Origin of the sequence: Streptomyces sp. NPDC046727, from assembly GCF_040645635.1 — a bacterium.
GTDB lineage: Bacteria > Actinomycetota > Actinomycetes > Streptomycetales > Streptomycetaceae > Streptomyces.
This window is the reverse complement of record NZ_JBEYYR010000004.1, coordinates 367,754-381,633: the sequence shown is the minus strand read 5'-3', so window position 1 is coordinate 381,633 and position 13,880 is coordinate 367,754. Positions and strand designations below refer to the sequence as shown.

General features: G+C 74.5%; 6 protein-coding genes. All 6 read left to right on the top strand.

What is annotated here, in order from left to right; translation table 11 throughout:
- Positions 1–15 precede the first annotated feature (15 nt).
- The 6 genes from ABZ937_RS07635 to ABZ937_RS07610 all read left to right on the top strand — a co-directional run bounded on the left by ABZ937_RS07635 (position 16) and on the right by ABZ937_RS07610 (position 13,706).
- Positions 16–8,007, top strand: coding sequence for a type I polyketide synthase (locus ABZ937_RS07635; protein ID WP_361687015.1), 7,992 nt, complete (start codon positions 16–18; stop codon positions 8,005–8,007).
- A 43-nt stretch (positions 8,008–8,050) separates the two neighbouring features.
- Positions 8,051–8,851 carry an arylamine N-acetyltransferase gene (locus ABZ937_RS07630; RefSeq protein ID WP_361687013.1) on the top strand — a complete coding sequence of 267 codons (801 nt, stop codon included), beginning with the start codon at positions 8,051–8,053 and terminating at the stop codon, positions 8,849–8,851.
- 56 nt (positions 8,852–8,907) lie between these two features.
- The gene (locus ABZ937_RS07625) at positions 8,908–10,251 is read left to right on the top strand and encodes an NAD(P)/FAD-dependent oxidoreductase (RefSeq protein WP_361687010.1); all 1,344 of its coding nucleotides are present in this window, start codon (positions 8,908–8,910) and stop codon (positions 10,249–10,251) included.
- Positions 10,252–10,372: 121 nt separating this feature from the next.
- A complete protein-coding gene (locus tag ABZ937_RS07620; protein WP_361687007.1) occupies positions 10,373–11,449 on the top strand; it encodes a 3-dehydroquinate synthase family protein in 1,077 nt (358 codons plus the stop codon).
- Positions 11,446–12,864: a 3-deoxy-7-phosphoheptulonate synthase class II gene (locus ABZ937_RS07615; RefSeq protein WP_361687004.1), complete on the top strand. Its 1,419-nt coding sequence runs from the start codon at positions 11,446–11,448 to the stop codon at positions 12,862–12,864. Before ABZ937_RS07620 ends, ABZ937_RS07615 begins: the two co-directional genes overlap by 4 nt.
- Positions 12,861–13,706, top strand: a complete 846-nt coding sequence (locus tag ABZ937_RS07610; protein WP_361687001.1) for a ThiF family adenylyltransferase — start codon at positions 12,861–12,863, stop codon at positions 13,704–13,706. Before ABZ937_RS07615 ends, ABZ937_RS07610 begins: the two co-directional genes overlap by 4 nt.
- The last annotated feature ends 174 nt before the right edge of the window (positions 13,707–13,880 follow it).

Genomic DNA, 13,880 nt, shown 5'->3' with positions numbered 1-13,880 from the left:
GGTGGGTCGTTGTTCGTGGAGCTGGGCCCCGGTGGAGCGCTGACCGGTGCGATAGCGGAGTCGGCGAGCGAGGACGCGGTGAGTGTCCCGGCCCTCCGGGACGACCGTGGTGAGGTGCGGACGCTCCTGCGGGCCGTCGCCGAGCTGTTCGTACGCGGAGCAAAGGTCGACTGGGCGGCCGTCCTGCCCGCGGGCGCCACCGCGGCCCATGTGGACCTGCCGACGTACGCCTTCGACCACGAGCACTACTGGCTTCCGGCGCCCCGTCCCCTCATGGACGCCACCGCTCTGGGCCAGGGCGCTGCGGATCACCCGCTGCTCGGTGCGGTGCTCCAGCTGCCGCAGTCGGACGGGCTGGTCCTCACGTCCCGGCTGTCCCTGCGCACCCACCCCTGGCTGGCCGACCACGCCATCGGCGGAGTGGTCCTGGTCCCCGGCACCGGGCTGGTGGAACTCGCCGTCCGGGCCGGTGACGAGGTCGGCTGCGGAGTGCTGGACGAACTCGTCATCGAGGCCCCCCTGGTCGTCCCGGAGCAGGGCGCCGTACGGGTCCAGGTCGCCGTCGGCGGGCCGGACGAGACCGGGTCGCGGAGCGTGGAGGTGTACTCCACCCGCCAGGACGTCGACGCGGAGAGCGGTACGGACGCCTGGACCCGGCATGCCAGCGGCACCCTGAGCACGGCCGTCAGTACCACCGACATCTTCGACTTCACCGCCTGGCCCCCGCCCGGCGCCCAGCAGGTCGACATCTCCGACGGCTACGAGAAGCTGACGCGGGCGGGATACGGGTACGGCCCGGCGTTCCAGTGCGTGCGGAAGGTGTGGCGGCGCGACGGCGAGCTGTTCGCCGAGGTGGCCGTGGAGCAGGATCAGCGGGAGAACGCCGCCGGGTTCGGCATCCATCCGGCGCTGCTCGACGCGGCACTGCACGCGAGCATCCTGGACGCGGCGGCCGAGGTGACCGACGGCTCCGTGGCGGAGGACGAGCCGGTGGTGCGGCTGCCGTTCGCCTGGAACGGGCTGACGCTGCACGCCTCCGGCGCCGCGTCGATCCGGGTGCGGCTGCTGCGGCCCGACCCGGACACGCTGTCGCTGGAGGCCGTCGACGACACCGGCGGTCCGGTCCTGACACTGGACTCGCTGGTCTCACGGGCCGTCTCCGGTGAGCAGCTCGAAGCGGCGGCCGGCGCACCCGGCACCGACGCGCTGTTCCGGGTGGAGTGGAGCGCGTTGCCGTCCGTGTCCGGCGGCGATGAGGTGCCGGCGGTGACGGTGGTCCAGGCGCGTACCGGCGGGGGCGACGACACGCCGGTGGCGCTGGTGGGCCGCGTGCTGCAGGCCGTTCAGGCGTGGCTCGCGGACCAGGGCACCGAGGGCGGTCGGCTGGTCGTGCTCACCCGGGGCGCGGTGCCCGCGGGCGGCGACGGGACGGTCACCGACCCGGGCGGCGCGGCCGTCTGGGGCCTCGTCCGTGCCGCGCAGGCGGAGCATCCCGACCGGATCGTCCTCGTCGACGGCGACACCGACGACCTGGCTTCCGCGCTGGCGACCGGTGAGCCGCAGGTGGCGGTGCGCGACGGGGCGCTGTACGTGCCCCGGCTGGCGCGGGTGGCCCCGGCCGGTTCCGTGGGGCCGGTGCTGGATCCGGCGGGCACGGTGCTGGTCACCGGTGGTACCGGTTCGCTGGCCGGTCTGCTGGCCCGGCATCTGGTCGAGCGGCACGGTGTACGGCATCTGGTGCTCGTCAGCCGCCGGGGGCCGGAGGCCGACGGGGCGCGGGAGTTGGTGGCCGAGCTGGAGGCGCTGGGTGCCGAGTCGGTCGCGGTGCCCGCCTGTGACGTGACCGACCGGGAGGCGGTGCGGGAGCTGCTGACCGGGCTGACCGGCCCCCGCCTCACCGCCGTCGTCCACGCGGCCGGTGTCTTCGACGCGGGCGTGGTCGGCGAGATCGACGCCGACCGGCTGGCCCGGGTGTTCGCGCCCAAGGTCACGGCCGTCGAGCACCTGGACGAGCTGACCCGCGAACTCGCCCCGGACCTGGACGCGTTCGTCACGTACTCCTCCGTCTCGGGCGTCTTCCTCGGTGCGGGTACCGGCAGTTACGGTGCCGCGAACGCCTGCATGGACGGGCTGATGGCGCGCCGCCGGGCGGCCGGGTTCCCGGCCCAGTCCCTGGCCTGGGGACTGTGGGAGCAGACCAGCGGCATGGGCGCCGACCTGGACGACCTGTCCCGCAGCCGCATGAGCCGCCGTGGCGGTGTGCTGCCGCTCGGGCCCGAGGAGGGCATGGAACTGTTCGACGCGGCGCTCGGCAGCGGGCAGACCCTGCTCGTGCCGGTCAAACTCGACCTGCGGGGACTGCGGGCCGACGCGACCGCCGGGGCCACCGTGCCGCCCCTGCTGCGCGGGCTCGTCCGCGCCGGCCGGCGTGCCGCGCGGGGGAGCGGACGCGAGGGCCGGGACGGACTGGCCGGACGGCTGGCCGGGCTGGCTCCCGCCGAGCGGGAGGCGCTGCTGCTGGACCTGGTCCGCACCCATGTCGCCAACGTCCTCGGGCACACCGGACCGGACCGGGTCAGGGCCGAGACCGCCTTCAAGGACGCCGGGTTCGACTCCCTCACCTCCGTCGAACTGCGCAACCGCCTGCGCGAGGCCACCGGCCTGAACCTGCCCGCCACCGCCGTCTTCGACTACCCGACGCCGCTCGCGCTCGCCCGGCATCTGCACGAGGAGTTCGAGGGCGTCACCCCGGCCGCCTCCGCGCAGCCGGCCGTGGTGCACGACCCGGACGAGCCGATCGCCGTCGTGGGCATGGCCTGCCGGCTGCCCGGCGGGGTCGGCAGCCCCGAGGATCTGTGGCGCCTGGTCCGCGAGGGCCGCGACGGCGTCACCGGGTTCCCCACCGACCGGGGCTGGGACCTCGACACCGTCTTCGACGCCGACCCCGAGCACGCCGGGACGTCGTACGTCGGCCAGGGCGGGTTCCTGCACGAGGCACCCCTGTTCGACCCGCTGTTCTTCGGGATCTCGCCCCGTGAGGCGGTGGCCATGGACCCGCAGCAGCGGCTGCTCCTGGAGACCTCCTGGGAGGCGCTGGAACGGGCCGGCATCGACCCCCTCGCGCTGAAGGGCACGGACGTCGGCGTGTTCAGCGGCATCATGGGCGTCGACTACTACTCCGGCGGCGACGTGCCGGAGGAAGTGGGCGGCTTCGCGCTGACCGGTGCCGGGGCGAGCGTGGCCTCCGGCCGGGTGTCGTACGTCTTCGGTCTCGAAGGCCCCGCCGTCACCGTGGACACCGCCTGCTCCTCCTCCCTGGTCGCCCTGCACCTCGCCGCCCAGGCCCTGCGGGGCGGCGAGTGCTCCCTCGCCCTCGCCGGCGGCTCGACGGTGATGGCCGGGCCCGGCATGTTCATGGAGTTCTCCCGGCAGCGGGCGCTGGCCTCCGACGGGCGGTGCAAGTCGTACGCCGACGCCGCCGACGGCACCGGCTGGGCCGAGGGCGCGGGTGTGGTCGTCCTGGAGCGGCTGTCGGAGGCGCGGCGCAAGGGCCACCCGGTGCTCGCCGTGATCCGGGGCAGCGCCGTCAACCAGGACGGCGCCTCCAACGGGCTCACCGCCCCCAACGGGCCCTCGCAGCAGCGCGTCATCCGCAAGGCGCTCGCCGCCGCCGGACTGACCCCGGCGGACGTGGACCTGGTCGAGGGCCACGGCACGGGTACCGTCCTCGGCGACCCGATCGAGGCGCAGGCGCTCCTCGCCACCTACGGCAAGGACCGGGATCCGGAACAGCCCCTGTGGCTCGGCTCGCTGAAGTCGAACATCGGGCACGCCCAGGCCGCCGCCGGGGTCTCCGGCGTGATCAAGGCCGTCCAGGCCCTGCGCCACCGCGAGATGCCCGCCACCCTGCACGTCGACGCGCCCTCCTCCCAGGTCGACTGGTCGGCCGGCGCGGTCCGCCTGCTCACCGAGGCCCGGGAGTGGACCGACCCGGGACGGCCGCGGCGGGCCGCCGTGTCCTCCTTCGGGCTCAGCGGCACCAACGCGCACGTCATCCTGGAGGAGGCTCCCGAGGAGGCGCTGCCCGAGGAGGAGACGCCCGAGGCCGCCCCGGCCGCTGTCGTACCGCTCGTGGTGTCCTCCCGCGGCACCGGCGCGCTCGCCGGGCAGGCCGCACGGCTCGCCGCGTTCCTCGGGGACACCGGCGCCGCGCCGGCGGACATCGCGACCGCGCTGGTCACCCGGCGGGCCGTCCTGCCGGACCGGGCCGTCGTGATGGCCGGCACCCGCGCGGAGGCCCTGGCCGGACTGGACGCGCTCGCCCGCGGTGAGAGCAGCCCCGCCGTGGTGACCGGCAGCCCCGTCCCGTCCGGCGCCGGAAAGGTCGTCCTCGTCTTCCCCGGCCAGGGCGGCCAGTGGGCCGGCATGGGCCGCGAACTCCTCGACGCCTCCCCGGTGTTCGCCGAGCGGATCGCCGAGTGCGCCCGGGCGCTGGAGCCCTGGGTGGACTGGGAACTGGAGGACGTGCTGCGCGGCGAGGCACCGGCCGAGCTGCTGGAACGCACCGACGTGGTCCAGCCGGCGAGCTTCGCCATGATGGTGGGCCTCGCTGCCGTGTGGGCGTCCACGGGCGTCGTACCGGATGCGGTGGTGGGCCACTCGCAGGGTGAGATCGCCGCTGCGTGCGTGGCCGGAGCGCTGCCCCTGGAGGACGCGGCACGGCTCGTGGCCCTGCGCGCCCAGGTGATCGCCGAGCGGATGTCCGGGCACGGCGGCATGGTCGCCGTGGCGCTGCCCGAGGCCGAGGCGGCCACCGCCCTCGAAGCCTGGGCCGGACGCGTGCACGTGTCCGCCGTCAACAGCCCCACCTCGGCCGTCGTGGCCGGAGACGCCGACGTGCTGGACGAGGTCGTCGCGACGCTGACCGCGCAGGGCGTGCGAGCCCGGCGGATCGCCGCCGACTTCGCCTCCCACACCCCGCACGTGGAGGCGGTGCGCGACTCCCTCGCCAAGGCGTTCGCCGACGTCCGGGGCCAGGCCCCCGTCATCCCCTTCCACTCCACCGTCACCGGCGAGCGCGTCACCGAGGCGGGCGTCCTGGACGCCGACTACTGGTACCGGAACGTGCGCCGGCCTGTGCGCTTCGGCCCCGTCGTCGCCGACCTGCTGGCCTCCGGGCACACCGTGTTCGTGGAGGTCGGCGCCCACCCGGTGCTGGCCCCGGCGATCAGCGAGACCGCCGACGGCGCCGACGTGTTGGTGACCGGCACCCTGCGCCGCGACGACGGCGGCCCCCGACGGCTGCTCGCCTCGATGGCCGAACTGTTCGTCAAGGGCGTCCCGGTGGACTGGACCGGCGCCCTGCCGGACACCGCCCGCCCCGTCGACCTGCCGACGTACGCCTTCGACCACCAGCACTACTGGCTCCCCGCCCCGGCCGCCAGGGGCGACGCCGCCTCGCTGGGCCTGGCCGGCGCCGACCACCCGCTCATCGGCGCGGTGGTCGAGGTGCCCGACACCGGCGGCGTGCTCTGCACCTCCCGGCTGTCCCTGCGCACCCACCCCTGGCTCGCCGACCACGCCGTCGGCGACGTCGTCCTGCTGCCCGGCACCGGCCTGGTCGAACTCGCCGTCCGCGCCGGCGACGAGGCCGGCTGCGCCACCCTGGACGAACTCGTCATCGAAGCCCCGCTGATCCTGCCCGCGCAGGGCGGCGTACGCGTCCAGGTCAGCGTCGGCGGCCCCGACGACAGCGGCAACCGCACGGTCACCATCCACTCCACGCCCGACGGCGCGGCCGGCGCCGACGGCTGGACCCGGCACGCCACCGGCGTCCTCACCCCAGCCCCCCGCACCCGCGCCGCCGCCCACCCCGACCTCACCACCTGGCCGCCGCCCGGCGCCGAGCGCGTCGACGTGACCCCGGAGGACTTCTACGCCGGACTGCGCGACCACGACTACCGCTACGGCCCGGTCTTCCGCGGCCTGCGCGCGGTGTGGCGGCGCGGCGACGAACTCTTCGCCGAGATCGCCCTGCCGGAGCAGGAGCACGGCTCGGCCGCCGAGTACGGCCTGCACCCCGCGCTCCTCGACGCCGCCCTGCACACCAAGGCGTTCCTGAGCACGGGCGAGCACCGCACGATGCTGCCCTTCGCGTGGAACGGGCTCACCCTGCACGCCTCCGGGGCCACGGCCCTGCGGATCCGGGTCACCCGGCCCGCCCCGGACGCGCTGTCCCTGGAAGCCGCCGACGAGACCGGCAGCCCGGTGCTCGGCGCCGACTCGCTGGTGTTCCGCCCGGTCGCCCCCGAGCAGCTGCGCGGCACCGGCGGCGGCGACATGCTCTTCGGTGTCGACTGGGTCCCGCTGCCCCGGCCCGAGGGCACGACGACACCGGCCTGGCTGCGGCTGTCCACCGCCGAGGAGGTGGCCACCCTCGCCGAGGACACCGAGGACGGCGCCGAACTGCCCCGCGCCGTCGTCCTGGAGGCCACGACGGCTGGCCCCGACGACACCCCGCTCGCCGTGACGGACCGCGCCCTGGAAGTCGTCCAGACCTGGCTCGCCGGTGGCGGCCTGGAGGACACCCGGCTGGTCGTGCTCACCCGGGGCGCGGTGCCCGCGGGCGGCGACGGGACGGTCACCGACCCGGGCGGCGCGGCCGTCTGGGGCCTGATCCGCGCCGCGCAGGCCGAGAACCCGGACCAGATCGTCCTGCTCGACACGGACACGGACAGCGACGACCTCGGGGCGCTGCTGGGCGCCGTCGTGGCCACCGGTGAACCGCAGCTGGCGGTGCGTGACTCGGCGCTGTACGTGCCTCGCCTGGCCCGCGCCGTCCCGGTCGGCTCCGCCGGGCCGGTGCTGGATCCGGCGGGCACGGTGCTGGTCACCGGTGGTACCGGTTCGCTGGCCGGTCTGCTGGCCCGGCATCTGGTCGAGCGGCACGGTGTACGGCATCTGGTGCTCGTCAGCCGCCGGGGTCTGGAAGCCGACGGGGCGCGGGAGTTGGTGGCCGAGCTGGAGGCGCTGGGTGCCGAGTCGGTCGCGGTGCCCGCCTGTGACGTGACCGACCGGGAGGCGGCCCGCGCGCTGCTGACCGGGCTGACCGGCCCCCGCCTCACCGCCGTCGTCCACGCCGCCGGCCTCTACGACGCGGGCGTGGTCGGCGAGATCGAACCCGAGCGGCTCGCCCGGGTGTTCGCACCCAAGGTCACGGCCGTCGAGCACCTGGACGAGCTGACCCGCGAACTCGCCCCGGACCTGGACGCGTTCGTCACCTACTCCTCGGTGTCCGCGGTGTTCCTCGGTGCGGGTACCGGCAGCTACGGTGCCGCGAACGCCTGCATGGACGGGCTGATGGCGCGCCGCCGGGCGGCCGGGTTCCCGGCCCAGTCCCTGGCCTGGGGACTGTGGGAGCAGACCACCGGCATGGCGGCCCGCACCGACGAACTCACCCGCGGCCGGCTCAGCCGACGCGGTGGCGTGCTGGCCCTCACACCCGACGAGGGCATGCGGCTCTTCGACGCGGCACTGGACAGCGACCGGACCCTGCTCGTACCGGCCAAGCTGGACCTGCGGGGACTGCGGGCCGACGCGACCGCCGGGGCCACCGTGCCGCCCCTGCTGCGCGGACTCGTCCGCGCCGGCCGGCAGTCGGCGCGGACCGCCGTCACCGGGGACGAGCGCCGCCGGCTGGCCGAACGGCTGGCCGGGCTGCCGGCCGGGGAGCGGACCGAGGCCCTGCTGGAACTGGTGCGCACCCAGGTGGCCGTCGTCCTCGGCTACGCCGCCGACCACCGGTTCGACGCCGACCAGGGCCTGTTCGAGATCGGCTTCGACTCCCTCACCGCCCTCGAACTGCGCAACCGGCTCAGCGAGCTGACCGGCACCAAGCTCGGCGCGGGCCTCGTCTTCGACCATCCGACCCCGGTGATGATCGTCGCCCATCTGACCGAGCGCATGTACGGCGAGGACGCGACCGGGCCCGTGGCCCTCTCCGTCTGAGGCGTCCACCCCACCCCACCGACCGAAAGGAGCAGCTGACCGCATGTTCGACGTGGATGCCTACCTCGACCGCATCGGCTGGACCGGGCAGATGCCGCGGCCCGACCTCGACACCCTGCGCACGCTGCACAAACTCCACCTGATGACACTGCCGTACAACGTCGCGGGGCAGGGCTTCGCCGACGGTGTGCACCTCGTGGACGTGGACGAGGACGAGGTGTTCCGCACCGGCGTCATGGAGGGCCAGGGCGGCACCTGCTTCCAGCTCAACCGGCTCTTCCACCGGCTCCTGACCGCCCTGGGCTACGAGGTGACCCTGCTCGCCGCGAGCACCGCCGAGGGCCGGGAGAACTTCGGCACCGAGATCGAGCACATGTTCATCCGGGCCGTCCTGGACGGCGAGGAATGGCTCGTCGACGTCGGCTACCCCGGCCCCTCGTACCTCGAACCGCTGCGCGTCAGTGACGAGGTGCAGACCCAGTACGGCTGCCAGTACCGGCTCGTCCGCAGGGACGACGGCACGATCGCCCTGCAGCGACGCGGGCGCGTCACCCGGTGGGGCACCGTCTACACGTTCCGGTTGCTGGCCCGCCAGTGGCACGACTGGAAGGAACTGGAGGACCGGGCCCGCGCCCATCACGCCACCGCCTCCGAGGACGACGGCGGCCAGGGCATCCTGTGCGGCCGGACCTTCGACAACGGCCAGGCCGTGCTCAAGGGCCGCCGGTACCTGGTCGTCCGGGACGGCCGCGAACGCGTCCGCACCGTCGTCGACGACGACGAACACCGCAGGCTCGTCGCCGCGATCCTCAGCGGCGACCTCGACCCCGGCGACCTCACGTGACCCGGCGGCACACCGACCAATCCATCGTCACCAGCGAACGTACGGAAGGACATTCCATGGCGAACAACTCGGCCGACGTGGTCGTCATCGGCGGGGGACCGGCCGGCGCGGTCAGCGCCTACGTGCTGGCCAAGCAGGGGCACTCCGTGGTGCTCCTGGAGCGCGAGGAGAACCCGCGCTTCCACATCGGCGAGTCCCTGCTGCCGTACATGATGGGCCTGTTCGACCGCATCGGCATCCGGGAGGAGGTGGAGACCAAGGGCTACGTCCCGAAGTTCGGCGGCGAGTTCATCGACCCGACCGAGACCAAGTTCTTCTCCGGCGTCTTCCGCGCCGACTTCGGCAAGCAGGGCGAGGGCCGGTACGACCGGGCGTTCCAGGTCGAGCGGGCCAAGTTCGACCGCATGCTCGTCGAACAGGCCGGCAAGGCCGGCGCCGAGATCCACTTCGGCGCCACCGTCGGCGAACTGCTGATGGAGGGCGACCGCATGGTCGGCGCCCGCTACACCAAGGACGGCGAGGAGCACGAGGTCCGCTCGCGGTACGTCATCGACGCCAGCGGGCGCGCCGGGCGCATCGCCCACAAGTTCGGGCTGCGCAAGACGCTGGAGAAGCTCCGCATGGTCGCGGTGTTCCGGCACTACGAGGGCCTGGACGAGAAGCACAACCTCGGCGTCGAGGGCGACATCCAGGTCGGCGCGCACGCCGACGGCTGGGTGTGGGCCATCCCGCTGTCCAAGGACGTCATCAGCGTCGGCACCGTCATGCCCCGCGACGTCTTCCGCGCCTCCACCCCTGAGCAGGTGTTCGAGGAGCACAAGGCGCGGGTGCCGCGGATCACCGCCCGGCTGACCGGCACCCGCCCGACCATGGACCTGAAGGTCGAGACCGACTACTGCTACCACACCGACACCGTCACCGGCCCCGGCTGGGTCATGGTCGGCGACGCCGGCTGCTTCGGCGACCCCATGTTCTCCGGCGGTGTCCTCGTCGCCTCGGCCACCGCGGTCCGCGCCGCCGAGACCATCGGCGAGGCCCTGAAGAACCCGCAGGACGCCGACCGGCTGATCGACGAGTACGCCAACTTCTTCAAGACCGGCTACGACACCTACATCCGGCTCATCCACGCCTTCTACGACGGTGAACTGGTCGCGGTCGCCGCCGACGCCGGCCGCACCACCGACCGCGAGGCGCTGGAGCGCTACATGATCCGGCTGATCGGCGGCGACTTCTGGAGCGAGCACAACGCGGTCGCCCAGGAGATGCGCCGGCGTTCCGAGTGGGACACCTTCGCGCCGTTCCAGCGCGTCTTCGGCTGCCCGTCCTACCCGCACCTGGACGAGCACGACCGCAAGGAACGCGCCGAGTCCCGCATCCGCCGGGTGACCGCCGGCCAGTAGCCCCCCACGGGGCCGACCCGCCACGAAGCCCGGCCGCGGTGTGCGCCGCCGCCGGCCGGGCTCCGGGCGAGAGACCGAGACCGCGCGCCACCGAGCGCTGACCGAACAAGGTGAAGCGGAAGTGACAAGAAGAGTCCCGGTGCGCTTCGGCGACCGGTCCTACGAGGTGCTCATCGGCCCCGGAGCGCGCTCCGCCCTGCCCGGGATCATCGACAAGCTCGGCGCCCGGCGCGTCGCGGTGGTCTCGGCCCGCCCCGTCGAATGGGTGCCCGACACCGGTGCGGAGACACTGCTGCTGCCCGCCCGGGACGGTGAGCCGGACAAGAACCTCGCCACGGTGGAAGCCCTGTGCGCCGCGTTCGTGCGGTTCGGCCTCACCCGCTCCGACGCAGTCGTCTCCGTCGGCGGCGGCACCACCACCGACGTCGTGGGCCTCGCCGCCGCGCTCTACCACCGCGGCGTGCCCGTCCTGCACCTGCCGACCACCCTGCTCGCCCAGGTCGACGCCAGCGTCGGCGGCAAGACCGCCGTCAACCTGCCCGAGGGCAAGAACCTGGTGGGCGCCTACTGGCAGCCCGCCGCCGTCCTGTGCGACACCGACTACCTGACCACCCTCCCGCCCCGCGAACTGCGCAACGGACTCGGGGAGATCGCCCGCTGCCACTTCATCGGCGCCCCCGGCCTGCACGGACTCCCGCTCGCCGAGCAGATCGCGGCCAGCGTGACACTCAAGGCGGGCATCGTCTCCGCCGACGAACGCGACACCGGCCTGCGGCACCTCCTCAACTACGGCCACACCCTCGGCCACGCCCTGGAGGCGGCCACCGGCTTCGCCCTGCGGCACGGCGAGGGCGTCGCCATCGGCACCGTCTTCGCGGGCCTGCTCGCCGGCACCCTCGGCCGGATCCCGCCCGACCGGGTGAGCGAACACCGCGAGGTGGTCGCCTCCTACGGCCTGCCCACCGCCCTGCCCGACGGCGCCGAACCCGGCACGCTCATCGGCCTGATGCGCCGGGACAAGAAGGCCCGCTCCGGCCTCACCTTCGTCCTGGACGGCCCGGCCGGCGCGGAACTCGTCGCCGACGTGCCCGAACAGGCCGTCGCGAAGACCCTGGACCGGATGGAGCGCGCCCCCCTCGACCGGCTCGTCGCCACCGCCCCGGCCGGCGCCACGGGAACGGAGGCGGCGGTGACATGACGTACACACCACGGTGGCCGCCCGGCACCCCGGGGCGGATCCGGCGGCGGGCCGTCGAGCGCACACTCGCCGACCGGCTCGAAGCGGCCCTGGCCAGGCCCGCCGCACAGCAGCCCGGCTGGCCCGACCCCGACCGGGCCCGGGCCGTGGTCCGCCGGCTGACCGCCGGCGAACCCCTCGTCACCCCCGCCGAGACCCGGCGGCTGCTCGACCGGCTCGGGGCCGTCGCCCGCGGCGAGGCCCTCCTGCTGCAGTCCGGCGACTGCGCGGAGACCTTCGCCGACACCACCGAGCCACACCTGCGGGCCAACCTCGGGCTGCTCCGGCGGATGGCGCTCGTCCTCACCCACGCCGCCGGCCTGCCCGTGGTCACCGTGGCACGCGCCGCCGGACAGTACGCCAAACCCCGCTCCGCGACCGTCGACGCCCACGGGCTGCCCGTCTACCGGGGCGACATCATCAACTCCGGCGAACCCACCCACGCGGCCCGCACGCCCGACCCGGAGCGCATGGCACGGGCCCACGCCCACGCCCGGGAGGCGATGGCCGTCGTCCGCCGCCTCGCCCCCGGCGACCTCGCCGACGCGCACGCCCTGCACGAGGAGAACCGGCGCTTCGTCAGCACCGCGCCCGGCGGCCGCCGGCACCGGGCGCGGGCCGCGGAGATCGGCCGCGGGCTGCGCTTCATGACCGGCGTCGGCGCCCCCGCCCCACGGCTCGGCGAGATCTGGACCAGTCACGAGGCGCTCCTGCTGGACTACGAGAGCACCCTGCTGTGGATCGACACCGAGGGCCCCGAACCCCGGCTGTCCAGCGGGCTCGCCCACTTCCTGTGGATCGGCGAGCGCACCCGGCGGCCCGACGGCGCGCACATCGCCTTCGCGGAACTGCTGGCCAACCCCATCGGCGTGAAGATCGGCCCCGGCACCACTCCGGAGCAGGCCGTGGAGTACGTACGCCGTCTCGACCCGCACGGCGTGCCCGGCCGGGTCACCCTGATCAGCCGGATGGGCCACGACCGGGTGCGCGAGGTGCTCCCGCCGATCGTGGAGAAGGTCACCGCCTCCGGCCGCCAGGTGATCTGGCAGTGCGACCCCATGCACGGCAACTCCCGCACCACGCACTCCGGTTACAAGACGCGGCACTACGACCACATCCTCGACGAGATCACCGGCTTCCTGGAGGTGCACCGCGCCCTCGGCACCCACCCCGGCGGCCTGCACCTGGAGGCCACCGGGGAGGACGTCACGGAGTGCACCGGCGGCGCCCGCGGCCTGTCCGAGGCGGACCTGCCCACCCGCTACCGCACCGCCTGCGACCCCCGCCTCAACGCCGAACAGTCCATGGAACTCGCCTTCGCCGTCGCGGAGTTGTTCGCGAGCGCGGCGGCGCACAGCACGGAGGCACGACGATGACCGACACCCCGCAGCAGCCCCCGGTGACCGGTACCCCGCAGCAGACCCTGGTCAGCGGAACCACCCGGCTGTACGCCGTCCTCGGCGATCCCGTCGGCCAGGTCCAGTCCCCGGGACTGCTCAACCCGCTCTTCGCCCGCCTCGGCATCGACGCGGTGCTCGTCCCGGTCCACGCCCGCGCCGCCGACCTGGAGACGGTCGTCCGGGGACTCCAGCGCGTCGGCAACCTCGACGGCCTGTTCGTCACCGTCCCGCACAAGACGGCCGCCGCCCTGCTCGCCGACCGGCGCAGCCCCACCGTCGAGATCACCGGCAGCGCCAACGCGCTCCGGCGCGAGGCCGACGGCAGCTGGCTCGCCGAGAACTTCGACGGCTCCGGCTTCGTCGCGGGCCTCGTCCGGGCCGGCCACCGGCCGAAGGGCGCACGGGTCGCCCTGGTCGGCGCGGGCGGCGCCGGCAGCGCCATCGCGGCGGCCCTGCTCGGCGCCGGCGTCGACCGGCTGACCGTCACCGATCCCGACACCCCGCGGCTGACCACCCTCGTCGACCGGCTGGCCGCCCACTGGCCCGGCCGCGTGCACACCGCCGCCCGCCCGCCCCTGGCGGACACCGACATCGCCGTCAACGCCACCCCGCTCGGCCTGCGCCCGGACGACCCACTGCCCTTCCCGCCCCACGCGCTGCCGGCCGGCGCCGTCGTGGCCGACATCATCATGAAGCCCCGGGACACCCGGCTGCTGCGCGAGGCCGCCGCACACGGACTCCCCGTACACCACGGAAGCCACATGCTCACCGGACAGATCGACTCCTACCGCGCCTTCTTCGGACTGCACACGTCCTAGCCGGGCCGCCCCCCGGCCGACTACCAGACCGAGGGATGGGAGGCCGGAACGCCGCGTCCTAGTCTGAGGACGGCCAGCACTGCGCGAACCGTCCGGACCGGCTCTCCGCCCCCTTCGCCTCGCCCCCTTCGCCTCGCCCGCTCACCCTCGCCCAGCCCGTTCCCGACGGAGATT

What these genes read in the sequence shown, in the direction of transcription:
- ABZ937_RS07610 (WP_361687001.1), top strand. Translation starts at nt 12,861, where the DNA reads ATGACCGACACCCCGCAGCAGCCCCCGGTGACCGGTACCCCGCAGCAG.
- ABZ937_RS07630 (WP_361687013.1), top strand. Translation starts at nt 8,051, where the DNA reads ATGTTCGACGTGGATGCCTACCTCGACCGCATCGGCTGGACCGGGCAG.
- ABZ937_RS07615 (WP_361687004.1), top strand. Translation starts at nt 11,446, where the DNA reads ATGACGTACACACCACGGTGGCCGCCCGGCACCCCGGGGCGGATCCGG.
- ABZ937_RS07625 (WP_361687010.1), top strand. Translation starts at nt 8,908, where the DNA reads ATGGCGAACAACTCGGCCGACGTGGTCGTCATCGGCGGGGGACCGGCC.